This window comes from Sphingobacterium lumbrici, assembly GCF_006476045.1.
Classification (GTDB): domain Bacteria; phylum Bacteroidota; class Bacteroidia; order Sphingobacteriales; family Sphingobacteriaceae; genus Sphingobacterium; species Sphingobacterium lumbrici.
In genome coordinates, this window is the sequence record NZ_SRZY01000031.1 from 32823 (window position 1) to 58233 (window position 25411).

General features: G+C 40.0%; 16 protein-coding genes. 14 read left to right on the top strand and 2 right to left on the bottom strand.

Translation table 11 applies throughout. The annotated features are described in order from the left end of the window. Nucleotides 1-45: 45 nt before the first annotated feature. The 9 genes from E4F24_RS12480 to E4F24_RS13845 all read left to right on the top strand — a co-directional run bounded on the left by E4F24_RS12480 (nt 46) and on the right by E4F24_RS13845 (nt 13983). Nucleotides 46-2544 (top strand): zinc-dependent metalloprotease, encoded by a 2499-nt coding sequence (locus E4F24_RS12480; RefSeq protein ID WP_181182483.1) that lies wholly within the window; start codon nt 46-48, stop codon nt 2542-2544. Between the two features lie 28 nt (nt 2545-2572). Further along, nucleotides 2573-5092, top strand: coding sequence for a zinc-dependent metalloprotease (locus E4F24_RS12485; RefSeq protein ID WP_140939297.1), 2520 nt, complete (start codon nt 2573-2575; stop codon nt 5090-5092). Nucleotides 5093-5152: 60 nt separating this feature from the next. Beyond that, nucleotides 5153-6556, top strand: coding sequence for a TlpA family protein disulfide reductase (locus tag E4F24_RS12490; protein WP_140939299.1), 1404 nt, complete (start codon nt 5153-5155; stop codon nt 6554-6556). A 48-nt stretch (nt 6557-6604) separates the two neighbouring features. Beyond that, on the top strand, nt 6605-8374 hold the full coding sequence (locus E4F24_RS12495; RefSeq protein WP_140939301.1) for a TlpA family protein disulfide reductase: 1770 nt from the start codon (nt 6605-6607) through the stop codon (nt 8372-8374). A 363-nt stretch (nt 8375-8737) separates the two neighbouring features. After that, on the top strand, nt 8738-9958 hold the full coding sequence (locus E4F24_RS12500) for an enolase C-terminal domain-like protein (RefSeq protein ID WP_140939304.1): 1221 nt from the start codon (nt 8738-8740) through the stop codon (nt 9956-9958). An 11-nt stretch (nt 9959-9969) separates the two neighbouring features. Then, entirely contained in the window at nt 9970-11610 is a 1641-nt protein-coding gene (locus tag E4F24_RS12505; protein WP_140939306.1) for a sodium:solute symporter, read from the top strand. A 21-nt stretch (nt 11611-11631) separates the two neighbouring features. After that, nucleotides 11632-12447 carry an SDR family NAD(P)-dependent oxidoreductase gene (locus tag E4F24_RS12510; RefSeq protein ID WP_235891225.1) on the top strand — a complete coding sequence of 272 codons (816 nt, stop codon included), beginning with the start codon at nt 11632-11634 and terminating at the stop codon, nt 12445-12447. A gap of 189 nt (nt 12448-12636) precedes the next feature. Continuing rightward, nucleotides 12637-13818, top strand: a complete 1182-nt coding sequence (locus E4F24_RS12515) for a glycoside hydrolase family protein (RefSeq protein WP_216629178.1) — start codon at nt 12637-12639, stop codon at nt 13816-13818. A 24-nt stretch (nt 13819-13842) separates the two neighbouring features. Further along, nucleotides 13843-13983, top strand: coding sequence for a hypothetical protein (locus tag E4F24_RS13845; protein ID WP_181182484.1), 141 nt, complete (start codon nt 13843-13845; stop codon nt 13981-13983). 77 nt (nt 13984-14060) lie between these two features. On the opposite strand, the gene E4F24_RS12520 is transcribed toward E4F24_RS13845, so the two are convergent. After that, entirely contained in the window at nt 14061-14939 is an 879-nt protein-coding gene (locus tag E4F24_RS12520) for an AraC family transcriptional regulator (protein WP_140939309.1), read from the bottom strand. A gap of 222 nt (nt 14940-15161) precedes the next feature. After that, a complete protein-coding gene (locus tag E4F24_RS12525) occupies nt 15162-17021 on the bottom strand; it encodes a beta-N-acetylhexosaminidase (RefSeq protein WP_140939311.1) in 1860 nt (619 codons plus the stop codon). A gap of 350 nt (nt 17022-17371) precedes the next feature. Between E4F24_RS12525 and E4F24_RS12530 the strand changes: the two genes are divergently transcribed. From E4F24_RS12530 to E4F24_RS12550, 5 genes are all read left to right on the top strand, one after another. Then, nucleotides 17372-18631, top strand: coding sequence for a DUF2264 domain-containing protein (locus E4F24_RS12530; RefSeq protein WP_216629179.1), 1260 nt, complete (start codon nt 17372-17374; stop codon nt 18629-18631). A gap of 387 nt (nt 18632-19018) precedes the next feature. Continuing rightward, a complete protein-coding gene (locus E4F24_RS12535; protein ID WP_216629180.1) occupies nt 19019-20992 on the top strand; it encodes a DUF5054 domain-containing protein in 1974 nt (657 codons plus the stop codon). Between the two features lie 63 nt (nt 20993-21055). Beyond that, entirely contained in the window at nt 21056-23464 is a 2409-nt protein-coding gene (locus tag E4F24_RS12540) for a hypothetical protein (RefSeq protein WP_140939315.1), read from the top strand. Between the two features lie 131 nt (nt 23465-23595). Beyond that, nucleotides 23596-24180 carry an RNA polymerase sigma factor gene (locus E4F24_RS12545; RefSeq protein ID WP_140939317.1) on the top strand — a complete coding sequence of 195 codons (585 nt, stop codon included), beginning with the start codon at nt 23596-23598 and terminating at the stop codon, nt 24178-24180. Nucleotides 24181-24253: 73 nt separating this feature from the next. After that, the gene (locus E4F24_RS12550) at nt 24254-25357 is read left to right on the top strand and encodes a FecR family protein (RefSeq protein WP_140939319.1); all 1104 of its coding nucleotides are present in this window, start codon (nt 24254-24256) and stop codon (nt 25355-25357) included. The last annotated feature ends 54 nt before the right edge of the window (nt 25358-25411 follow it).

Consider the following 25411-nt stretch of genomic DNA (forward strand, 5'->3'; position numbering starts at 1 on the left):
GAAACTTTTGTATTATAAATGCTAACATACTTATATAAAAACACCATGAAATTAAAGTTCATTCCTGTCTTGGGAGTAGCACTATTTTCGGCTGCAACTGGTTTTGCACAGGATTCGACAGCCGTTAACAAACCTACAACAACTACAGTTGCGAAAGTAAAACCGTATAAAGAGGTGATAACTGATAAAGCAATCACCAAAAGTGGCTTGTTTAAGGTACATAACATTGATACCAAATATTTCTTCGAGATCCCTGATGATTTATTGTCTCGCGAATTTTTATTTACCACTCGACTCAGTAAAGTGCCTACGGGGAGCCCGCGGTTCGGCGGAGACCTTATGAACGCGATAATTGTTACTTTCGAAAAAGCGCCAGGTGATAAGCTCTTTATTCGGGCTGTTGTAAATGCCGATCAATCCGAGGATACGAATGAATTAGCCAAAGCTGTTCGGAATTCGACTGTTGCACCGATCATTATGTCTTTGGATGTAAAGGCGCGTACAGAAGATAACAATGCTACTGTTATTGACATGACAGATTTTTTTCTAAAGGACAATTTGATTTCGGGATTTCACGCTTCTGCAAAAAAGCAGATGGGAACAGGTGCACCCGCTGCAGATCGCTCAGCTCTATTGTCGATGGAGGCGTTTCCTTTGAATATTGAGATCAAATCGATGAAAACATATTCTTTAGGGGCAGCACCGAAGCCCGATGGTGAAGCGGGGGCAGCTACCCCTCCACCAGCCAGTGCAGGTGTTACTTTCGAAATCAGTAACTCGGTCATGGTATTGCCAAAACAAATGATGCAGGTACAAGTATTTGATCCTCGTGTAGGATTTAAAGGAAGTAGTACTGCGATATTTACGGATGAGCAACAAAAAGTAGATAAAAGACAGTTTATTGTCAAAAATAGGTTGGAAATAAGGCCGGAAGATCTTGCAGCGTATAAAGCCGGCAAGTTGGTAGAACCTAAAGAACCTCTTGTATATTATATCGATCCGGCTACACCGAAACAGTATCGTAAATATATGATTGCCGGTATCAATAATTGGAATGAAGCCTTTAAAGCTGCAGGTTTTAAAAATGCGATTATCGGAAAAGAGTGGCCTGAAAATGATCCTTCGATGAATATGGAAGATGCGCGTTACCGTGTCATTCGCTATATGCCTTCTACGTCACCTTTTTTGGATAATAATATTGTTACAGATCCACGTACAGGCGAGATCGTGCAGACACATATTGGTTGGTCCCATAGTCAAGTTAAGACACTACATGACTGGTATATGGTACAGGCAGGAGCATCGGATCCAGGAGCTAGAACGATGAAATTCAGTGAAGAATTAATAGGATCACTGATTACGGCAGAAATCAGCCGTACCATTGGCTTTACGTTAGGATTGAGTGAGAATCTAGGTAGTAGTTTTACTATTCCGCTAGAACGATTAAGGGATAAGGCTTATTTAGCGAAGCATCCGTATAACAATTCCATTATGGATTACAACCATTATAATTATGTTGCTCAGCCGGAAGATAAGATTAGCAGAAACGGATTGATACCCCAAGTAGGTGAGTATGACAAATGGGCTATTAAATGGGGGTATAGTTATACAGGTACTTCAGATTTTGAATCGGATAAGAAAATCCGACTGAAATGGATTGCCCAGCACGTCAAAGAGGGGGCAGATCTGCAATTTCTAGGGCAAGATGCGGGAGTCAGACCTGTGGATATCACAGATCCATCAGCGCAATGGGAAGATTTAAGCAATAATCCTGTTAAAGCGGCTGAGTATGGTATTCAAAATTTGAAATACGTGATGAAGAATCTCGTTCCATGGACAACCACTGATGATAATACGTATTTTAATACATCTGATATCTATTACACTCTCGTGAATCAACATTCCTTTTTGATGCGTATTGCCTATACCCAAGTTGGGGGGGTATACGTCCGGATTAAACGAGTCAATGAGCCGGGAGATGTGTACATACCGGTACCTAAAGAAGTGCAAAGGGCGGCGGTAGCTTTCTTGAATAAAGAGGCCTTTAATACACCGGATTGGATATTGGAACCGTCGGTATTGAATAAATTTAGAAAGCCGGCTAAGAAAGAAGAGGTGACCCGTATGCAAGATGAGACGCTTCATCAACTTATCTCTCCCAGTCGACTTTTTAGAATGAATGTAGCAACGATGCGCTTCGGTAAAGAAAATACGTATACAGTTGAAGAGTTATTGAAGGACTTGACTGACGGAATCTTTGCAGAAGTGATAGCTGGACAAACTGTGGATGGTAACAAACGTTTTATGCAGAAGACTTTGGTTAGTTATTTGCTTAGTCGATTGGCAGATACAGAAGTAATTCCGGATCCAACTAAAGAAAATTTATTGGTGGGAACAGATGTAGCTGTGGTTTTGCGGGCACATTTGGAATTGTTAAAAGAGGCATGTGATCGTGCTGTTTCCAGATATTCGGATCCGATTATGCAATCACATGTGAAGTATATGGCAGGAAAGATTGAGCATGCCTTAAATCCGAAAAATTAAAAATAGAGATCGTATAGATACCCAGGTAATGAGACTAAAATTAGTATTATTGATATTAATAGGCTGTAGTTGTGCGATGTCCTATGCGCAGTCTAAAGAGCAACAAAGCTCAACAACGACGGATACTTTGAAAAAAGTAGATCCGTTAAAAGCTATCATCACAGATAAAACAGAGACGAAAGAAGGGTTGTTTACCGTGCATAAGACTGGTGAACGCTACTATTTTGAAATTCCGGACAGTTTATTGAATCGTACATTGTTACTGACCAATTTTTTGGTGAAAGTACCTAGCGGTAGCCCGAAGTATGGGGGAGAGCAAATGGACCAGAAAATGATCCTTTTTGATAAAGGTATCGGAAAGAAGATCAACCTTCGTATTGTCAGTACAGGAACTACGGTGGATCCGTCGAGTACGTTGGCACAGTCTGTTCAGAACTCAAATGTGAATGTTATTGCAACCATATTTGATTTAAAAGCGCGGGGAAAAGAGGATAATAGCTCCATTATCGATGTCACTGACTTTCTTCAAAAGGAAAATGTATTTACCAGATTAAGTACTGAAGTAACTAAAAGACTGGGATTAGGTGCTATGGCTGCTGACAGGAGTTACTTGAAAGGTGTATCCGTCTATCCGATCAATCTGGAGATGAAATCAGTTCGGACCTATGCCGCTACTGCTCCTGCGAGGCCATCTGCAATGGAACCTGTTTTAGAGGCTGCAAAAGTAGGAAATGCTATCACATTAGAGGTGTCTACTTCTATTCTGTTGATGCCAGAAAAGCCTATGATACCACGTGAATTCGATCTTAGGGTAGGTTATTTTGCGGGAGGGTATTCGCCACTTCAGGACGATCAGCAGACTTCGAATTTTAGGTCTTTCATCGTTCGCTACCGCTTGGAACCGAAAGACGAGGATTTGGAAAAGTATAAACAAGGTATTTTAGTAGAGCCTAAACAGCAGATCGTGTATTATATCGATCCGGCTACACCGAAGCAGTGGCGTCCGTACCTTATAGAGGGGATCAATGACTGGAATGTTGCTTTTGAAGCAGCGGGCTTTAAAAATGCTATTATTGGTAAAGAATGGCCAGAAGGTGATACCACGATGAGCCTAGAGGATGCACGTTATAAAGTATTGCGCTATTTCCCTTCGGAGGTTGCTAATGCGTATGGACCCAATATTCACGACCCTAGAAGTGGTGAGATCCTGCAAGGTTATATCGGTTGGTACCACAATGTGATGACCTTGGTTCATGATTGGTATATGCTCCAAGCAGGAGCCAATGACGAACGTGCCCGCACCATGAAATTCAGCGATGAGCTCATGGGGCAGTTGATTCGCTTTGTCTCTTCACACGAAGTTGGGCATACTTTGGGTCTACGTCACAATATGGGAGCGAGTAGCCAAACCCCGGTCGAAAAGCTCCGTGATAAAGAATGGGTTGAAAAAAATGGACACTCGGTGTCTATTATGGACTATGCCCGTTTTAACTATGTCGCGCAGCCAGAAGACGGTATAGGAGAGGCCGGGATTATGCCTCGGATTAATGACTACGATAAATGGGCCATACAATGGGGGTATAAATATACAGGAGCAAAGGATGTAGATGAGGATAAAAAAATCGTATCTAAATGGATCGTGGATAGTCTTGCGGCCAACCCGAAACTATGGTTTGGAGGTGAAGGACTTAATCACGATTGCCGTTGCCAGACGGAAGATGTAGGCGATAATAGTATGGAGGCTAGCACGTATGGTATTAAAAATCTCAAATTTGTATTGAAGCATCTTCCGGATTGGACGATGGACGATGAAGATGATCTGTACAGAAACCTGACGCAGATGTATGTTCAGCTTCTTAATCAGTACAATCGTTATGTTATGCACGTATTAAATAATATTGCGAGTGTATATGAGACCATAAAAGAACCTAGCCAAGAAGGTGATATCTATAGTTCGGCTCCTTTGGAGAAACAACGTGAGGCTGTTGCTTTCTTAAATCGAGAAGTGTTCGAAACACCTAACTGGTTACTGGATAATGAAATCTTGAATAAGATTGGGAATCCTATTCGAAGTAGCTCTATAAAAATTATTCAAACGCGACAAATGAGTGCTATATTTAGTGATCGTGTATTGAATACCCTGTATATTATGCAGGAACGCTTCGGAGCAGATAGTACCTATTCTGTTCAGGGACTTTTGCACGATATGAAAGCGGGCGTATGGAGTGAGTTAAAGACCCATAAACCTATGGACGGTTTTCGTAGAGATGTACAAAAGTCGTATGTAAATGCATTGTTAAGGGCAATGAAAGAGGCCGAAGTGGGGGGTAATATAATAGGAATATTAATGAGTTCGCAAGCCGCAGAAGAAACTCCAGTAACGACTAATTCGGATGTAGGAGCGCTCATTGCTGTACATTTGGAGGATCTACGTAAAGAGATTCTGGCATCGAAAAATAGTCTCGTTGATAAAGAATCAAGAGATCATTTAGATTATATGGCCGGATATATTCAACGTGCTTTAAATAAGCGTTTCAACAAGAAATAAGGAAGATTTCACTCCGCCTATTGTTACAATAGGCGGAGTGTTGCGTTAATAAAACTAGATATGATGAAGGGATTTTTAGGGATAATTGTGGTTTTATTTACACTGGCTGTAGACTGTCTGTATGCACAAGTAAATAAAGCAACTATAAATATCACGGTTGTAGGGAACTCTACTAGTGGGGTAAATCTGTATAGACTGAAGGATGGAAGGGCTATAAGTTTGGGTTTTCAACGGCCTGATACCCATGGGAAATGTGCCTTTGAGTTGGATGAAGCCAAAGAAGGTATTTATTTCTTCGCTAAAGCGGGTGGGAAAGGAAGCGATTATAAGTATGTTATTTATCTTAAGGCTGGCGATCAAAAGCAAGTAGAACTACATTATACGGGACATAGTGTTGATTACGATAGTTGCGTTGTCCACGATGCCAACGTGGAGACCCACATATTGCAAAAATGGACAGATGATTTTAATGCTTATTGTCGCGCTGTAGGATGGAATATTCCGGAATCGTATCCGAAATACGAAGCCTTCGCAAAACATAGTAAACAGTTTGTACGTGACAATAAAACAAAGAATATATATTTCAATACTTGGTTGGCCGATAAAATTGATACGGATTTAAAATACCTTAAAGCAGCTAATTTCTTTTATTTTGGTAGACGACTTAATTCCAGATATGATAGTACTGCTAATGTAGCGGCTTTTTATAGGGATTTGGATGATAAGACCATTGTTTCTAATCCGGCTTTGCTGCGCTCTGAACACGGTCAAGACCTGTTGCATTATGTCTTTGCGTATTGGGAGTTTAATAAGAGAAAAAGTGGAGAGGAGCTAGCTGTTCTTCCCTTTTCAAAAAATGTTCCCTTGATTACCAATAATGATGTTAAAGTAGCTTATTTGCTTTATAAAATGCCTGATATCAAAGAGTATGAGGTTTTTAAGGAGCAGGTGGAGCCTTTTCAAGATGTATTTATATCTACAGAGCAGAGGGAAGCATATCAAAGGAAATATGAGGAACTCTATTTGTTTGCGAAAGGGGCTAAGGGATATAACTTTAAACTGAAGGATGCACAGGATAGGGAATACAGCTTGGATAGTTTCAAAGGGAAAGTGCTAATTATTGATATGTGGGCGATGTGGTGTGCTCCCTGCTTAGCGGAAAAGCCCATCATGGAAAAAATAGCAGAGGAGTATAGCGATCGTGATGATGTGGCTTTTGTGGGGGTTTCAGTGGACGGGTTACATAGAAAGGATATATGGAGCAGCTTTATTAAAAAGAAAGGCTTTACAAGTATAGAATTATTATCTAATTCGACCGAATCTATACAGAAGTATTATAGAATAGAAGGAATTCCAAGATTTTTGATCTTTGACAAGGAGGGCCGAATTGTGACTGTAGATGCGCCACGCCCATCAACACCTGGGTTTAAAAAGATTATCGACGATACTCTGGGTGTTAAGTAGTAAAGGGATGGAGAGGATTGGTTTGATTTATTTAAAAAGTTAGTGAAAATGGCGAAATTCGTTAAGAATATTGTAATAATTACAGTATTGAGCATATTGGGCTTAGGAAAGCTATATGCTCAACAAAAATGGGTAACCTTGTCAGGCTCCTTTACCGAAAAGAAAAACTATGAGGTTATAATAGTAGGAATGGACGGCAATCGATCGTTTCGTCTAGCACAATATTTTGTGGATACAACGGATAACCGTTTCTTACTGACAGTTCCGATGATATCCGGAGTAGACTGCTCATTGCAGGTGGTGGTGATGAAGGAAGGTCATCGAAGACTGGAAGTTGATCATCGTGTCAGTTTCCCTTTGCAACTTGATGGACAAGATCTCGAACTAACACTTGACCCATCCTTGTTTCAACAAGATCAGAAAGGACTGACTGTAAAGCCACAGGTGAAAAAACACCAAGTAGCTTCAGTGTCGGGCATCGCCAGAGGACTAAAGAGTGGATTGGAATTGTCATTGGATAAGGTAGTCGATGGCCAGTTGCAAAAGGTTCAAATTTTTAGAATGCAACAGAACGATTCTACCTTTAATTTCCAGCTTCTTGTTGAAAAAGAAGGGTTTTATTATATTTCTACGTTAAGATCGAGAAAAAGGATTTATCTAAAACCACAAGATAAGATTAATCTTACGTTGGATGTGGCAACGGGTACGACGATAGGGACTTCTAAATCAACAGAAGAAAATGAAATGATTGTACAATGGGAGAAAATAATGCTACCATTGACGATGATTGCTATGGAGTATAAACCAGACAGGGAACTTTTTTTTAAATTATATACATCGAAGCAGTTGGAAATCAATGCCTTTATTGAAAAGGTTAAAACTTCCAACTCCCAATTTAACGCACTGTTTAAAATGGCAAGTCAGGTAGATAATAATCGACTTGCGTTAGAGGTGTTATGGAAATCTTCTGTCCGGAAAGTAGCATCGACATTTATACAGGCGAAGGAATTTTTGGATGTCCCGAATGATTACAGAGAACTAGTGTACAAAAATAAGGAAGAATCTTCCGGCATCCTTTTATTGGGAGAAGGATATGAGTATATTAATCTGTTGGCAAAACTCAATCTGCTCAAGGTTGAAGAAACTACGAGAAGGCAGTGGGGGGATGCTGAAAGAGTAGTCTTTATGATGGAGTCGATTACTAATGACGATCTGAAATCGGTGTTGCTAAAAGCACAATTGGATGAACTGGAGTTCAATGTGTCAAACTATAGTGAATTCAGGGACATCTTCATGCCATACGCGCAGTATGTAAAGGATGGTACTATTCGAAAGAAATACGATGGATTGTACCGTATGTTTGCCGCGGATACAGCTTTTATTGGAAAATCGGCCTATGATTTTACATTACCTGATGGAAAAGGAAGGATGTTCTCCATGAAGGATTTCAAAGGGAAAGTGATTTTTATTGATGTATGGGCAACATGGTGCGGTCCCTGTAAGGTCCAAATGCCATTCTTAAAAGAAATCGAAGAGCATTATCATGGGAATGAGCATATTGTCTTTGTCGGTATCTCGCTTGACGCGGAAAAGGATAAGGATAAATGGCTCAATATGATTAAAGAAAAGGAATTGGGAGGTGTTCAGTTATTGGATAGTAAGGGTGAGTCATTCGCTCGAAAATACAATATTGCAGCCATCCCGCGTTTCTGCCTGATTGACAAAAACGGGAATTGGTCGGAAGTACGCTGCCCGCTACCGGAAAGTAAGGAAAAACTGATACGCTATATCGATAAGGAACTGATGCGTTTGAATTAAAGGACTGAGACGTTTAAGACTGCAACACAATTTGAAAGGGCTGAAAAAGCTCTTCAGGAATTATCCACTTTTTACTATTTGTATAATGTCAGGATCATATAGTCCCCCATTATTGCACAGCAACTTCTTGTGCAATAATGGGGGACTTGTCTGATAAGATCAATTTCGGATTACTTTTTGATAATATTGATGAATCTTGCTTGTTGACTCTTCAATAGATTTGAATCTATACGTTGATATAAACTAGATAGATTGACAATGGTCAATCTTTTTTATCTTCCGTTATATTAAATTATATAGTTACCATTCAACTATCATTGAGCCAAAGGAACCATTTAGCAATAAATAACGACATATTAATACATGATAAAAGGGTATAAAATTCAAGACAGACGTTTTCCTTTACAGTTGGGAGTTGGAAGTGATGCCATTCATCAAGATCCAATCTACTCTTATACAGTAACTAGCTTGACGGACGAAGTCGGTAGAGAAGGCGTCGGCTTGGCATTCACCATCGGAGCCGGAAATGAATTGGTTTGCCAAGCTGCAAAATTTTATGCCGAAAAGTTGGTGGGTAAGGACATTGAAGAAATTATGGCATCGTTCGGCAGTATTTTTAATGATCTGAGTAACGAACAACAGTTTAGGTGGCTTGGCCCACATAAGGGGATTGTTCATTTGGCGTTGGCTTCTGTAACCAATGCTTGTTACGATTTATGGGCAAAGACTCGAGGTGTGCCTTTATGGAAGTTATTGATTGACCTTAGTCCACAAGATATTGTCAATACCCTTGATCTATCCTATCTTGAAGATGAATTGTCGGCAAGTGAGGCAGTAGATTTGCTAACCGCTCAACGAGCTGGACTTGGGGATAGAATAGGAATAATAAACACAGGATATCCTGGTTATGATACATCGGTAGGCTGGTTCAATTACAGCGATGAACAGGTAAAGGCTAATTGCCGGAAGGCACTGGATGCCGGGTTTGAAGCCATGAAACTGAAAGTTGGTAGCAGGGATCCGTTGCGGGATATAAAAAGAGCACATATTGTTAGAGAAATCTGTGGGGATAAAGTGAAGGTGATGTTGGACGCTAATCAACAATGGACATTACCGCAGGCGATGTCTATTTGCAAGGAACTGAAGGAAATGAACCCGTATTGGATTGAGGAACCTACCCATCCGGACGATATTCTGGCACATAAAAAACTGGCCGATGCGATTGCGCCGATTAAGGTGGCAATGGGAGAACATGTGCCCAATAGAATATTGTTTAAAAACTATTTGCAGCTAAATGCTACGGGTTTCGTGCAGGTAGATGCGGTGAGGGTAGGAGGTGTAAGTGAATTTATTACGGTAAGTTTACTATGCCGTAAATACAATATTCCGGTAGTGCCACATGTAGGTGATATGGGCCAACTGCACCAACATCTTGTATTGTTCAACCATATTTCTATGGGGCATGAAGCTTTGTTTTTGGAGCATATTCCACATCTCAAATCCTATTTTAAGCATCCGGTGCGTGTAGAGGATGGGGTGTACCATACACCGATGGAAGTAGGGAGCAGTTGTGATTTACTTTAAAATATAAGATTATGTTAGGGTCTATAGACTTAGGTATTTCCATTATTTATATATTGCTCATCTTAGTCGTAGGGATATGGGCAGGTGTCAGTCAGAAGCGGGCAAATAAGCATTCAGCCAGCGATTATTTCCTGGCAGGTAAATCGCTGAAATGGCCTGCTATAGGTCTTGCTCTCTTCGCAACAAATATATCCACTGTACATTTGGTTAGTTTGGCACAGAGTGGGTTTGACACGGGGTTGTTGAATGGGAATTTTGAATGGATGGCAGCCTTTACACTTATCCTGCTTGCCCTCTTTTTTGTGCCGTTCTATTTGAAGTCGGGGGTATCTACCTTGCCTGATTTTCTAGAAAGAAGATATGATAAAGCCAGTCGCGAATGGTTGACGTTGATTTCTATCGTATCAGCGATTGTTATACACATTGCCTTCTCTATGTTAGCGGGGGGCATTGTCCTCAAAACTCTATTTGGGTTTGATATGTATATCAGTATTACGGTAATTTGCATTATCACGGGAATCTATACCATACTTGGGGGATTGCGTGCCGTGGTGATTACGGAATCCATTCAGACTATTGTACTATTGGCGGGAGCTTTTATCATCAGCTTTGCAGCCTACGATAAAATGGGCGGATGGACATCGATGAAAGATGTGTTGATGGATGAAGGCGAGCTTGAACGATTGTCCATGTTACGCCCACACGGAGATAGCAGTGGTATGCCGTGGTACGCGGTGATCTTAGGCTATCCCATTTTGGGGATTTGGTATTGGTGTGCCGATCAGACGATCGTACAACGTGTGTTAGGTGCGAAAGACGAAAATCACGGTAGAGTCGGCGCACTCTTTTGTGGGTTCATCAAAATCCTCCCTGTATTCATTTTTGTCCTTCCAGGGCTATTTGCCTATACCTTGTTTAAAACCGGGCAGCTAGATCTGATAACTTTAGGTGTTGATGCCGAAGGAAAGGTGAATTCTAAAGGTATCTATACCCTGATGATTACCCAATTGTTGCCTTCTGGTTTGATAGGCGTGCTGGTTGCGGCTTTGCTATCCGGTTTAATGAGTCAAATATCCGGTGCGCTTAATTCGGTATCAACGATGGTTAGTTACGATATATATAAGCAAAAGCGACCACAAGCGACGGACAAGCAACTCATCCGTGCAGGTAAGATTTCTGCGGTAATCGCAATGGCTTTCTCTTTATCTCTTTTGCCCTTGTTGGATAAATATGAGAGCATCTTCAATGGTATCAACGATGTAATTGCGCATATTGCTCCACCGATTACCTGTGTCTTTCTTTTAGGTGTATTCTGGAAAAAAGCTTCCGCAGAATCTTCTAAATGGACTTTATGGATTGGATCGGCTTTGGGTGTGGTTGTATTTGTCGCAAATAAGTTGTTCCCGGAAACATGGATAGGTCAGATCCCTTTTATGGTGATGGCTTTTTATTTGTTTGTGGTATGTGTAGTGTTGCAGGTTACATGCTCGTACCTTTATCCGGTACGACACACCTCAGTGAGTAGGGAACTGTATTGGAAGAATCCCTTAGAGCCTCTTATGGGGGTAGCCTGGAAGGGACTTGGTAATTATCGCATATTGTCCGGATTGCTGCTGGTTACAGTTGTTGTATTATATGGAATATTTAAGTAGGAAGAAGATACTTAGCCTGACATGGAAAAGAGCTTCTATACGGAGTTCAAAATAGGAGAAACAGTTATGAAATTATTGGAAGGTAAAGTTATATTGATTACAGGAGGCACAGCGGGCATAGGACTCTCCTGTGCGCAAGCTTATACCGATGCGGGAGCTGCTGTTGTATGTGTAGGTAATGATACCGAGCAGATCAAAATGACAAAGGAGATTCTAGGTGAAAGCGGTATGGTGCTGGTTGCGGATGTTTCAAAAGCGCAAGAAGTGGAAGAGATAGTCTACCGTACCATAAAGCATTTTGGAAGATTGGATGTGGTACATAATAATGCTGGAATTGCTAGTCCTTCGAAACCTTTGCATCTTACCAATGAAGATGAATGGGATAGGTTAATGCATGTCAATGTGAAGAGTATATTATTAACAACACAATTTGCCTATCCTTATTTAAGGATGGCGAAGGGGTGTATTTTGAATACCAGTAGTCTGGTGGCAGAGATAGGTCAAGAAAACCACGCAGCTTATGCGGCTACCAAAGGAGCTGTAAATGCACTGACCAAATCCATGGCTATCGACTATGCCAAAGATGAAATACGGGTAAATGCTGTAATGCCGGCTGCTGTGATGACCCCAACTTTACAGCAATGGCTAAGAGAGCAAGAAAATCCATCAAATATGACGAAATTTTTGGAAGATATACATCTATTGGGGTATTGTCCTGATGGCGATGTAATTGCGGATGCTTGTGTATTCCTGATATCGGATAAAGCTCGTTTTATTACAGGTGTTAATATGCCTGTTTCCGGTGGTGCAGAACTGGGGTATAGAAGAAATGTTTGAATCTCTGTATAATGACCAATTTTGGAACAGGATAGTTAAAATAATGTTAATATAGCGTAAGTATTGAGCAATGCAGTGTGTCTCTTTAAGCTTTTGAGCTTGTAATTTAGCATCACTAAATAAGAGTAGTGATATTGCTTCAATGTAATTGTATTAGGTAAACCAATGTTAAGTTAAATAAATCTGGATATGATTAGGATACTCGCTTTGTTGTTTGTTTTTACAATGCTATTTGCTATAGGCTTAAAAGCCCAGGAAAAAAATCCATTGGATTTGAAAGCCATGATGCCTGAAGAAATCCGTGAAGAAAATGTTTTTATGTCTGATGATCAGTATACTTGGTGTAGTAGTGTCATTGAAGGTGAGGATGGGAAGTTTCACATGTTCTATTCTCGGTGGGCGCATGGAAAACGAGCGGAGACAGATGATCCGATGAATCATATTTTCGATGGTTTCAATGGTTGGCTAAAATACTCGGAAATAGCCTATGCTGTATCCGATCATATTACCGGACCGTACCACTACGTCAAAACTATCCTTAAAGGAGATGGTGATCCAAATAAATGGGACCGCTATACCATGCATAATCCACAGATTCGAAAGTTTGGAAAAGACTATTATTTATATTATATCAGTAACTCATTTGATCCAAACTTTACAGTACCGAACGCAAAGTTTGGTAAGGATTGGGCGCACTGGCTTAAATATAACTGTACGCAAAAAATTGGCGTTCTTAAGGCAGGATCGATAGTAGATCTAGTTAGTGGCAAGTTCGAAAAAGCAACAGCGCCATTGTTGGAAGCAGATAATAAAAGAACCTTTGAAGTTACGACAAACCCTTCAGTAACCGAAGGTCCTGATGGTAAATATTATATGATATTCAAATCGCGTAAACCTAATGTAGGGAACATGACGATGTGGATGGCAGTGAGTGATAGACCTGACCGACCATTTAAAATAATTTCAGAGGTATTTACAGAAGCAGATTTGGCGTGTGAAGATCCCTTTCTATGGTACGATAAGAAACGGAAGCGTTTTTATGCAGCGGTCAAATATTATGCTAATAGCAAAGTGTTAGCGCCACAATTTGGCGCATTGGCGTTAATCACATCCGTAGATGCAACCCATTGGGAAGCGGCAATGCATTCGGTAATATCCCTGCGGTCTGTGCAATTTAGCGGTAAAGGGGAGCTTGCCTTGGCACATCTGGAACGTCCATTCTTGATTTTTGACAGAAAAGGAAATCCAAAGGCACTTTTTGCTGCAGCATCGATTCTAGAACCAACTAAGGGAGATATTACACATGTTATACCCGAATACAATACGTTTAGTATTGGATTTGAACTATCCGATAAGAAAGGTAAAAATTAACACTTAAATTAAATATAAACCATTATGAACAGCATTGTTAAATATATGATTTTTATGTCGCTGTTGTTTGTTACGGCCATTTCCTCGGCTCAACCAGGAAAAACGGTAGTAGGTAAGATTGTCAACGAAGGAGGTAAGGCTATTCCAAAGTGGAGATGTCCTTGATTAGGAGGGAATTTAATCATCAACTTAGTTTGTATATAAAGTCCTGAAATAGTCAACCTATTTCAGGACTTCATAGTTTAATTGGCTATATGGTGAATTTCCAATTTGTATTGACTAGGTGTTTTCCCTTTAATAGACTTAAATATTTTATTGAAATTAGAAAGGCTATTAAATCCACACGCATAAGCAATATTGTTGATCTGATCTTTGTTATCTTGAATCATTTCACATGCATGCATAATACGTACTTCGTTAACAAATTGTACAAAAGTTTTTTGTGTACGTGATTTAAAATACCGACAAAAGGCATGGCGACTTAAATTCATTAAGGATGACACTTTCTCTAAGCTGATTTCGGATACGTAGTTTTCAAAGACATATTGAAAAACTTTGTCGATACGTTGCATGTCTTTTGGAATGTAAGTATTGGTATAATTAGAACCAGAAAGAAATTCCATATCCTTTGTATGTATCATCAGATCTATCAGTTGGAGTAAAAGAATTGTCTTATTCAGATCATCTGCTTCAAGCATTTTATGTAGAATGTCTACTATTTCACGTTTGATTTGACCATGAAAAAGTAAACCTCTTTGCGAAATATGCAAAAAATAGATCAATTTCCCAGTGTTAAAGAAATCGGCTAATTTTTGCTCCAGACGTACCGGATCGAAAAACAGTGCTATTGAATAGGCCTTATGATCTTCTTCTTTCTCTATATTAATTTGTTCATTATACCATACATGTGGAAGGTCTGATCCTAAAAAAGTTAATTCATCATCACAAAAGTTATCCAAACTATCTCCGATAAGTCTTTTGCCTTTGCTTTGGACAATATAGGTTAGTTGACACTCCTTATGAAAATGGAATTCTGTGGAGAATGCTTCTCTATCTGTGACGCGTAATGCATAGATTTCCTCTCCTACGGTCTCTATTACTTTGGCAAAAATAGGTTTCATCAAAATTTGGTTTTTAGGGCTACTTGCTCGAATCTGAGTTAAGGCAATGTAGAGGTGCTGAAATTAGTAAAAATTATAGAATTTTTCCTGTAATGGATGTGTCGATATTAATATTGTTTCAGTATTGGGCAAATTCATTTTTAACAGGCCATGTTTACCTGACAGCAATCAACATAAAAGGCAAGCCTTGAAAGCTTGCCTTTTATGTTGAGGTTAAATATATTATTTCTTGGTATTTGAAATAACAGCTTTTATATAATTACTTTTCCGGCCGTTAGGGGTGATGACAACGGCTTTAAACACACGCTGTTTATTGTTAGGAACAGAAATCTTGACTTCTTTATTGAACTCAAGATCTAATTCGGAAGGGTCATAATCATCTAGTGTATAGTATATTTTCGCCCCTTTTACTGATGGGACTAAACCTTTAATTGTATATTCGGATGCATATATTACGGTATCCTTCAGTCCGTATACCTCTGGAACTCTATACACTGTAGTTGTTTGGTCTATTTTAGCAAGTTCGGTAGCAACACGATCATAGGCAAAGCTCTTCCAATTCTTATTGCCAGGTAATGTCCACGCTATTTCGGATAGAGAAAGAAGTCTGGGCAATAGCATAAATTCCACTTTATTACTAGTTTCTATATATTCTGTCCAGACATTGGCTTGTACGCCTTTAATGTGTTTTTGCTTATCCATCGCCAGCCCTTTAGGCATAGGGTCAGCATTATATACTTTTTCGAATGTAGAGAAACCACCTATACTTAAAGGTTCGCGATTACTGTCTGGACCTTGTTTATGATCGAAATATAAGCCATAGCTATTGGGGGTCATAATAACATCATGCCCCTGTTCGGCAGCTGCAATACCACCTTTGTCACCCCTCCAGCTCATCACTGTAGCATTTGGAGCAAGACCTCCCTCTAGAATCTCGTCCCAACCGATAATCTTTCTTCCCTTCTTATTGATGTGCTTTTCAATACGTTGAATAAAATAACTTTGAAGTTCATGCTCATTTTTTAGGTTGTTTTCCTTAATCCTATTCTGGCAATGAGGGCAAGTTTCCCATTTTTTCTTTGGACATTCGTCTCCTCCAATATGGATGTACTCACTTGGGAACAAGGTGATGATTTCGTCTAGAATATCTGTTAATACCTCAAAGGTTTTTTCTTTGCCGGCACAAAAGACATCGTCAAATACTCCCCATGTCTGTGCTGTCGTATAAGGGCCGGGATTGTCTCCACACCCTAATTCAGGATAGGCAGATAGAGCAGCTAAAGCGTGTCCGGGGAGTTCGATTTCTGGGATTACTGTAATATACCTATCCATTGCATACTGAATAATCTCTTTTGCTTCTTCTTGCGTATAGAAGCCTCCGTATCGGGTATTGTCAAAATCACCATTTACTTTATAGTTGCCAATAAGTGTTTGATTTCTGAACCCGCCAATTTGAGCCAACTTGGGGTATTTTTTGATTTCTATGCGCCATCCTTGATCCTCGGTTAGATGCCAGTGAAATCTATTTATTTTATAAGAAGCAAGGAAATCGATATATTTTTTTATGAAGGCTATTGGAAACATGTGTCTTCCTACGTCCAGATGCATACCTCTATAACTAAAACGAGGCTCATCTTTAATCGATACTACAGGTAGTTTAATTGATGTAGAATGAGATATGGGAAATAATTGTATAATTGACTGAAGACCGTAGAATAAGCCCGGCCCTTGACCGTATATTTTAATGTTGTCTTTGTTGATTGATAATTCATAAGCTTCAGGATTTGTACTTCCTATGTTTTGAGCAGAGGAAAACAAGATCGAATTTCCCTTTTGATTTTTATCACTTATAGCCAGATCAAGAGCATAATTATTCTTGATAAATTCGCGTAACAATTCTGCTATTTTTTTATCTTCTTTGGATATGTAACAGATTCTTGTCGAAGAATCAAATTCAAAATTACCCACACCTACATTTACTTGATTTGGGTAGGGGATAATGGATACCGAATTATTGATTTGTTGTGCATTCGAAACAGCAATACCAAGAAGCAGCATTGCGGATATCATCAATTTTTTCATTTTGGTTATTTTTATTTTTTTTCTCACAGCAAACTAACCAAAAAAAAATCATTTCTACAGCATGAAAAGTGACGACTATTAAAACTATATTGACTTTTCGATTATATTTTTTCTAAACTTGAGGGATCATAGCAAAGAAGTCAAACTTTGGATATGGCTATACGATGAAGGCTTTGAAGATTAGATTTCAGGGCTACATCACGTAAGGGCGAGCTCAAGGAGAGATGAAAGTTATGTTGGAACCAAATACCAACGCTGTTTTGATGTTGGAGGTGAAGAATTAGATTTTGTATATTAGTAATCTTATTGGAGTGTGCTTTTTATACGAATAATAAACTTAATTTAGTGTTGTGAAATATTTCTTTTTGATTGTATGCTGTTTCCCTATTTGGAAACAGGTTGGCGCACAGCAGAATCTGCTAAAGCCAAGTGCTGAGGCTATGCTGATTGCCTCATCTTCAGGAACAGAAGACCGGGCGTATTGGAGCGAACTATTGTATAAGATAGCGTCACCGGTGATCCTGAATTTGGGAAACGGTACGTTGAAAAAAAACATGCCTTTGGAGAAAGCCCCAAGGTATGCGTTAAAAGCTGAACAGGTCAGCTATTTGGAAGCTGTAGGACGTACTATGGCGGGGATAGCCCCATGGTTGGCACTACCCGATGATAACAGTCTAGAAGGGCAGCAACGGAAAGAATTACGATTGGCCTTGCAAAAAGGAATTCGTAATGCAATGGATCCTGCTCATCCTGATTATTTGGATTTTGGAAAAGAATACCAACCTCTTGTCGATGCGGCTTTTATGGCGCAGGGTTTTTTGAGGGCACCGGATGCGCTATGGATGCCATTGGATTCGCTGACTAAACGTAGGGTAATCGATACGTTTAAAAGCCTTAGGGATAGGAGTGCTTTTTATAATAATTGGTTGTTGTTTGCTGCCATTACCGAATCTTTTTTAATGTGTGTTGACGAAAAGGCCGATCCTGTCCGTATAGATATTGCTGTTAAGAAAATGTCTGAGTGGTATGTGGGCGATGGATGGTACGCGGATGGAACTAATTTTGCAATGGATTATTACAATAGTTTCGTCATTCACCCCATGCTTATTGATTTGTACCGAGTGCTTTTACAATTTAAAAAGGTATCTCAGGCCAACCACGATCTGATCATAAAACGAGCACAAAGGTATGCTGTGTTTCAAGAGCGTATGATTGGACTGGATGGGAGTTTTCCACCTATAGGACGGTCAATTACTTACCGAACGGGGGCATTTCAAGGGCTTGCTCAAGCTGCTTTGCTAGGCTTCTATCCTGATGGAATGCCCGCAGGGCAAGTGCGGAGTGCGCTGACAGCTATGCACCGTAAAGTATTTGGTGTCCATAACAATTTTGACAATAGCGGTTGGTTAGTTTTAGGATTTTGCGGGCATCAACCCGAGGTCGCTGATTATTATACGTCGACAGGAAGCTTGTATATGACGACGCTCAGTTTTTTGCCTTTGGGACTTCCGGCCAATGACCCTTTTTGGACAGATGCCAGCCAGGATTGGACTGCTAAGAAGGCGTGGAGTAGTCAGCCCTTCACCAAAGATTATAAAGTTAATTATTAAAAGCAGGATATGATTCAGCTATTCTTGCCCCCGTTTTTAAACATAAAAAGGTTTTGTTAGCTGTTATTTCTGTTGCAATGCTTTGTTCTTCATTAAAGGTTTATGTAGTCAATAATTCATCAGTATGTGTTAATATTATATATCTTTTTCTTCCTTGTAAGGTCTATTTTAGAAAAGTGTTGTTTTGGGAATAATGGAGGTTAGAACCAATTGATATAAATAATAATGAAAAGAAAAGAATTTCTCAAAAACACGGCTGTTGTGACTACAGATAAGGAGGTTAGTAAATATTTGCTTTCCCCGTTATTATAATGGCTAAAGTCTAAAAGATTGATTATGTATTATTTTTTTAATGTATCACAATTGAGGTTACTGAAAATGTGTTTTTTGGGTTTCCTTTTCATATTTGGTTTTGATTCGTTCGGACAATTAGCAAACAGTTCGGTGAAAAACGTCCATATCATTTTCAAAACACATTTGGATATCGGTTTTACGGAATTAAGTTCGGTCGTAGAAAAACGCTATATCGATGAGTTTATACCTAAAGCTATCGCTGTTGCCGAAGAACTCCGGTCATCGGGAGCTAAGGAACGTTATGTCTGGACTACCGGTTCTTGGTTGATTCAAAGCTATCTCGATCAAGCTACTGCCGAAAATAAAGAAAAGCTAAAAGCAGCTATCCAGCGCGGGGATATCGTATGGAATGCAATACCCTATACGGTAGAATCTGAATCCATGAACAAAACTTTGTTCAAAACCATATTACAGTTGTCTAAGCGTCTGGACAAGCAGTTTGGGAAGAAAACAATTGCCGGAAAAATGACAGATGTACCTGGTCATACGCGAAGTATAGTTCCTTTACTCCAACAAGCAGACATAGAATTTTTGCATATTGGGGTAAATCCAGCTAGTAAAGTTCCCGAAGTACCTGCTTTATGTCGTTGGTTAGCGCCAGATGGTAGTGAAGTAATACTCATGTACCAGAAGGACTATGGAAGTGATATCGTATTGCCTGATGGGAGTACCGCGATGGTTCTGGCTTTTACGGGAGATAACCACGGTCCACATACGGTGCAACGGGTAAAGGATATTTATGCATCTGTGCAGATGCGCTATCCCAATGCCACGTTGGTTGCTTCCTCGTTGAGCGATGTAGCTCAGATCCTAAGGCCGATGAAGGCGCTATTGCCTGTAGTTACACAAGAAATAGGGGATACCTGGATTCATGGTTATGGCAGTTCACCGCTGATGATGGCTCGTTTTAGAGCTGTATCAAGGCTTTATGAAGCATGGGTGAAAGATGGGCGGATAGACCCTAAGAACGATTCGGCTATTCGATTTGCGATAACACTTGGCTTGGTAGCGGAGCATACCTGGGGTTTGGATGTTAAAACGCACTTGAAAAATTGGGATAAATACGATTTCGATAATTTTCAGCAGGCTTTAGCTTTGCCCGAATTTAAAAAGATCGAGGCTTCTTGGGCCGAAAAAGAAGCGCATATAGCCCAATCTCTGCAATACCTTCCTGCAGATCTGAGGGAAGAGGCTGAGGTCGCATTGCGAGATATAGAATCTGTTGTCAAGCCTGTATGGTCTGGAGAAGACACATCTCGGAAGTTTACCAAAGAGGGGGTGTTGCCGCTCGATAAAAGTGGTTTTCAAATCAAAATAGGCGAACTTACCTATCAGACCTTTTCGTTGACAGACTTTGATCGCTTTAGAGATACCTATATCACACAAAAAGTAGACTGGGCTATTCGCGATTTTGGAAAGCCGGGCTTAACCACAAATATGGCCCGTAGTCATTCAATATCTGCCAGACTCCAAAAATCGGCATATAGTAAAGGGCGAAACGAGATTATCAATCGTCTTGAACTGTGTTCTGATTCTGTTGATCCGAAAGTGTTGCCTAAGGAAATTTATAGTACCTACCACATCAATGAAAGAGATGGTAAGATTCAGATGAGCTATACTTTAGTTGATAAGCCTTCCAATCGCTTACCAGAGGCCTATTGGCTCAGTTTTTATCCTGAACAGGTCTTGGATATTCTGGTTGAAAAAGTAGGTCAACCTATCAGTGTATTGGATGTGGTAGAAGGAGGTAATCGTCAGATGCATGGCTTGGATCATTATGTTGATATTCTGACCACAGCGGGAAAGATCCGGATCCGTAGTGCGGATGCCCCTTTGGTAGCTGTTGGAGCACGCGATTTGTTGAATTATTCAACGAAACAGCCGAATATTAAAGGAGGGGTTCATTTCTGCTTATTTAATAATGTCTGGGGAACCAATTTTAGAATGTGGTTTGGGGGCACTGTGACCTATCGCTTTGATATTGAATTACTCAAGATCGAGGATTGAAAAAAAACTGATTAATCCGGAGGAACTCCCAATTGGGAAATATAGAAATTATAGAGAGAAAATATGAAAAACATACTGTTGTTATTTATCCTGTTGATGTCCGATATCGGAACTTCGATTTCGGCACAAGAATTAAAAACCGATCTTACCCATATCAACTTCGATCCGCAGGGATTTTATACCTCCATCAAAGTGGATGGACAGGAGATTTTGGAAGCAGGGAAATACCCTATAGTGTCTGTGTATAAAGATCAAAAAATGCTATTGCCGAAATCGCTAAAGGTAAAAGGGGATTTATTCTTAATAACCATGGAGGATGGGCGGTTCGTAGAGTTGAAAGTAGGGCAGAATAAAGAAGCAATTAGCTATGAAGTTCTGAAACTTGATCCTGCATATAAACTACTGGTATTTGGTCCTGTAAAAATAAAACTCCATGAAGTGGTAGGTGAGGTAGTAGGGGTAGCTCAAGGAGGAGAGCTGGCATTTGGGATGCAATCCTTACATATTAAAACCATAGGTGGTATTCCAGAGGATTATATTGATGATTATAGCTCGGCATTTGGGTATAAAGGAAAAAATACTACATTATCGGTTTCCAGTATTTCCTTTGGTCATTTTGCAGCAGTAGATACGGAGGATGGTACTGTATTTCAACTTTCTGCCAAAAGCAGGAAATCAAAGGAATATTTGCCTGTAAAGGGACTGAACAAGATGCTGGTCCCTCCGGTTGAAGGGCAGGACGGGGAGATTGTCGGTGCGAAGATTGCGCTCTTCGGTGATAAGCGCCAGCAGATTCTGGCACGGATAGGAAGAGTGGAGATTGAGCAGGGACTTCCGCATCCTATGATTGCAGGAGAATGGGGCAAGGTGTCACGGGAGGCGATGCGATCGTACCTGATTACCAACTTCACGGCGGCTAATCTAGACTTTGCCCTCACAAAAACAAAGCAGGCCGGCTTTAAAAATATATATCATCCTGATCCGTTCCGAACCTGGGGACATTTTGAATGGAAAAAAGATTTGAGCAGTGAAGGAGATGCAGGGGTGAAAAAGCTTGTGGAACAAGCTGCGCAGCAGGGAATAGATATAGGTATCCATACGTTGACAAACTTTATGACAACAAATGATCTCTACGCAACGCCTGTCCCTAGTAAGCAATTGTTAAAACAAGGGGAGTTAAAACTGGTTGCTGCAATCGATACAGCGCAAAAGGAGATAGAGGTTTTAGATTCGGAGTTATTTGCCTTGCCGCTTACGTTGAATACGTTGCAGATAGAAGATGAACTGATTACATATAGCAAAGCCGAAAGGAAAGGAAACCATTGGTTGCTGACTAATTGTACGCGAGGTGCTTTTGGTACAAAAAAGATGGCTCATGGTGCAGAAAAAACCTTGTATAAACTATGGGACTATCCTTATAAGACCCTGTTTCCGGATTTAGTGCTGCAAGATGCCTTTGCAAAAAGACTGTCGGCAATTTTTAATCAGACAGGAATAAAGCAGATCTCATTTGATGGCTTAGAAGGTTGTATGTACACTGGACATGATTACTATGCCACCGGTAAGTTTGTTTCTGATTTCTATCAGGGATTACAGAACAAGACCGAGGTAATTAACGATGCTAGTCGGCTGGATCATTATCTCTGGCATATCCATACCCGTATGAATTGGGGCGAACCCTGGGGAGAAGAGATGCGTGAAGGTCAGGTCGAAAACAGGATTAAGAATCAGGCGTATTTCCAGCGCAACTTATTTCCCCGGATGTTGGGGTGGTTTTTGGTACGTTTGGCAGATCGTAAGTTTGAAGCCACTTCCTTAGAAGATCTGGAATGGGCATTATCCGAATCTGCCGGTTTTGATGCGGGCTATGCGATGAGCATAGATATGAGAACCCTGCAGCAGCATGGTCAGATTGATTTACTGTTGGAGAGTATGAAAAATTGGGATCAGTTGCGCTTGGCTAATGTATTTACAGAGGAGCAGAAAAATAGATTGAGAGACCCAAAAACAGAGTGGCATTTGGAAAAGATAGATGATAAAAAATTCCTGTTGTATCCTTTGTTCGTTTCTAAGAGATATCGTTGTGACCTTGCAGAGATGCAGCCCGGACAGCCTGGTGGAGCAGATTGGTCTTGGGACTCTCCTGTAGAAAGCAGCTTTGCATTGCGTATAAAAGTAGATGGTGACGGTGCTATTGCTAATCCGTCGTTCAAAACTGATAAAGGTGTCATCAGTATAGAAGGCAAGCTGGAGAAAGATCAATATATCCTGTTGGATCATAATGGTAAAGCGACCTTGACCGATAAAAATTATAAGTTTATTGCTGAACTTCCTGTGCAGGGAGTCGCTATATTGCCACAAGGAAATTCAAGTGTTGCTTTTTCTTGTGATATAGACAGTGATGAGATGCCAGAAGTGATTGTGAGATATCATACCCGGTTGAAAGGAGACTATGTAGTGCTTTCGCAGTAAAAGAACGTTGTGAACGGAGGCATGTTTGTTGGATTTTTGTATCAGGCAAGTGGAAAAATGATTTTGAAATCATGCTTTTCTTTATTAATATTGTCGTATTATAATCAATATAAATAAATTTCGCTGACTCTATGCCTAGGTCAAATATTCTTTATTTAGATAGTGCTGAAAAAACTGTAGAGTTGGATATATCTGTACTTTATCGGGATCATTGGGAAGGATTGTTTAAGCAAATGATGCGTATTCTCCTTGATGAAGATGAGGCAGCAGATGTTGTACAGCAGACTTTTTTGGATCTCCTGGAGATGAAAGAAAAAATTTCCGGGATTAAATCCATAAAATCTTTTCTGTTTATTATGGCTCGAAATATCGCTTTTAAGAAACTTAGAAGAAATTTGACCAATACCACATATCTTAATTTTTATACGGGGCAATATAAGGAAGGGTCTCCGTTATTAGAAGAGTGGATTATGTTTAAGGAATTGGATCAACTGATCGAGAGTGAGATAGATAAGCTGCCAGCCAAAATGAAGGAAGTTTTCATACTCAGCCGTAATTTTGATATGTCTTATATAGAGATTGCGCAAAAGTTGAATATATCGGATAAAACCGTTAAGAAGCAGATTAGTAATGCAATTAAGATTCTCCGATTAAAGGTGGATCAGGAATATCAACCCCTACTTTTAGCTGTGATAATCACAGATATACTTTTTTAATTTTTTTTTCTACTACCTAAGGCTTTCTTAAGGCTCTTTATAATATAGACCTGAAAATCTAACGCATGAGTTTATGAGCAAAGAAGAGCAATTTAGGAAAATCCTATCGGACTATTCTGAAGGCAAATTATCTGCCGAAGAGGTTAAGAAACTCGAACACCTCATTTTGAAGTATCCCGTTGGTGAACCATGGGACTGGGAGAATGATGCCCATAGGGAAGCTGTGGAACGGGAGATTCGGGCTAAGCTTGATGCCAAGTGGGGGCGCAAAAGACCCTATAAAACTAGTCGATTTGTAATAGCTATTGCTGCCGCAGCTAGTTTAGCCTGTTTCTTCACATTTATTTATCTCTATAGGTTTAAGACAGATGCGGTAAGTGCAGGTTATTATGAAGTTGCAAAAGCCAAGGAGTATACGGACGATCAAGTATTACTTATTATGCCTGATGGTGAGCAAATGAATTTGGAGACATCGGTGTATATATCCGATATCAAACGGAAGATATATTCAGATGATCTTACCTCCTTGACGGATAAGGACAAGATTACCGTAAAAGTGCCTAATCAAAAGCAATTCAATCTAACCTTGGATGATGGTACAAAGGTGTGGCTGAATGCAGGGGCTACGTTAAGCTTTCCTGTAGCCTTTGATAAGCAGGCTGACCGTGTAGTACATTTAGACGGAGAAGGATATTTTGAAGTTGTATCCAATAGAGAACATCTATTTAAAGTGCTGGCCTTGGGGACAGAGGTAAAAGTTACAGGTACCAAATTTAATGTACAAGCTTTTGAAGAGGATCACTGGGTCAAGACATCTTTGGTCGAAGGAAATGTTTCGTTCTATATGGATGATAAGACTTATCCGTTACGTCCTGGGCAACAGACTGTGGCCAATACAGACAAAAAAGAAGTAGTTACTCAGTCGTTTGATGCGGACAAGCTATTGTCTTGGAAAGAAGGCTATTTTGTGTTTGATAATATGGAGCTGTTCGAAGTGATGAAAACCGTATCCCGTTGGTACAATATTACTGTAGTGGCCCGGTCTCCGATAACGAATAAAAAAATTGGAGGAACATTTCCTAATAATGGCTCTTTATCCGACTTATTGGCGGACCTATCACTGCTGAGTGGAGTAGAATTTAAAATAGAAGGAAAGGAGGTGCTGATTATCAATTAACGCAACTAAGACTAAACCTGAAATCTATTACTAGGTAGACCAGAAGTGTTGGAA

Excerpts from the sequence above, each read along its gene's own strand:
- E4F24_RS12480 (WP_181182483.1), top strand. The coding sequence starts at position 46 with ATGAAATTAAAGTTCATTCCTGTCTTGGGAGTAGCACTATTTTCGGCT.
- E4F24_RS12485 (WP_140939297.1), top strand. The coding sequence starts at position 2,573 with ATGAGACTAAAATTAGTATTATTGATATTAATAGGCTGTAGTTGTGCG.
- E4F24_RS12490 (WP_140939299.1), top strand. The coding sequence starts at position 5,153 with ATGATGAAGGGATTTTTAGGGATAATTGTGGTTTTATTTACACTGGCT.
- E4F24_RS12495 (WP_140939301.1), top strand. The coding sequence starts at position 6,605 with ATGGCGAAATTCGTTAAGAATATTGTAATAATTACAGTATTGAGCATA.
- E4F24_RS12500 (WP_140939304.1), top strand. The coding sequence starts at position 8,738 with ATGATAAAAGGGTATAAAATTCAAGACAGACGTTTTCCTTTACAGTTG.
- E4F24_RS12505 (WP_140939306.1), top strand. The coding sequence starts at position 9,970 with ATGTTAGGGTCTATAGACTTAGGTATTTCCATTATTTATATATTGCTC.
- E4F24_RS12510 (WP_235891225.1), top strand. The coding sequence starts at position 11,632 with ATGGAAAAGAGCTTCTATACGGAGTTCAAAATAGGAGAAACAGTTATG.
- E4F24_RS12515 (WP_216629178.1), top strand. The coding sequence starts at position 12,637 with ATGATTAGGATACTCGCTTTGTTGTTTGTTTTTACAATGCTATTTGCT.
- E4F24_RS13845 (WP_181182484.1), top strand. The coding sequence starts at position 13,843 with ATGAACAGCATTGTTAAATATATGATTTTTATGTCGCTGTTGTTTGTT.
- E4F24_RS12520 (WP_140939309.1), bottom strand. The coding sequence starts at position 14,939 with ATGAAACCTATTTTTGCCAAAGTAATAGAGACCGTAGGAGAGGAAATC.
- E4F24_RS12525 (WP_140939311.1), bottom strand. The coding sequence starts at position 17,021 with ATGAAAAAATTGATGATATCCGCAATGCTGCTTCTTGGTATTGCTGTT.
- E4F24_RS12540 (WP_140939315.1), top strand. The coding sequence starts at position 21,056 with ATGAAAAACATACTGTTGTTATTTATCCTGTTGATGTCCGATATCGGA.
- E4F24_RS12545 (WP_140939317.1), top strand. The coding sequence starts at position 23,596 with ATGCCTAGGTCAAATATTCTTTATTTAGATAGTGCTGAAAAAACTGTA.
- E4F24_RS12550 (WP_140939319.1), top strand. The coding sequence starts at position 24,254 with ATGAGCAAAGAAGAGCAATTTAGGAAAATCCTATCGGACTATTCTGAA.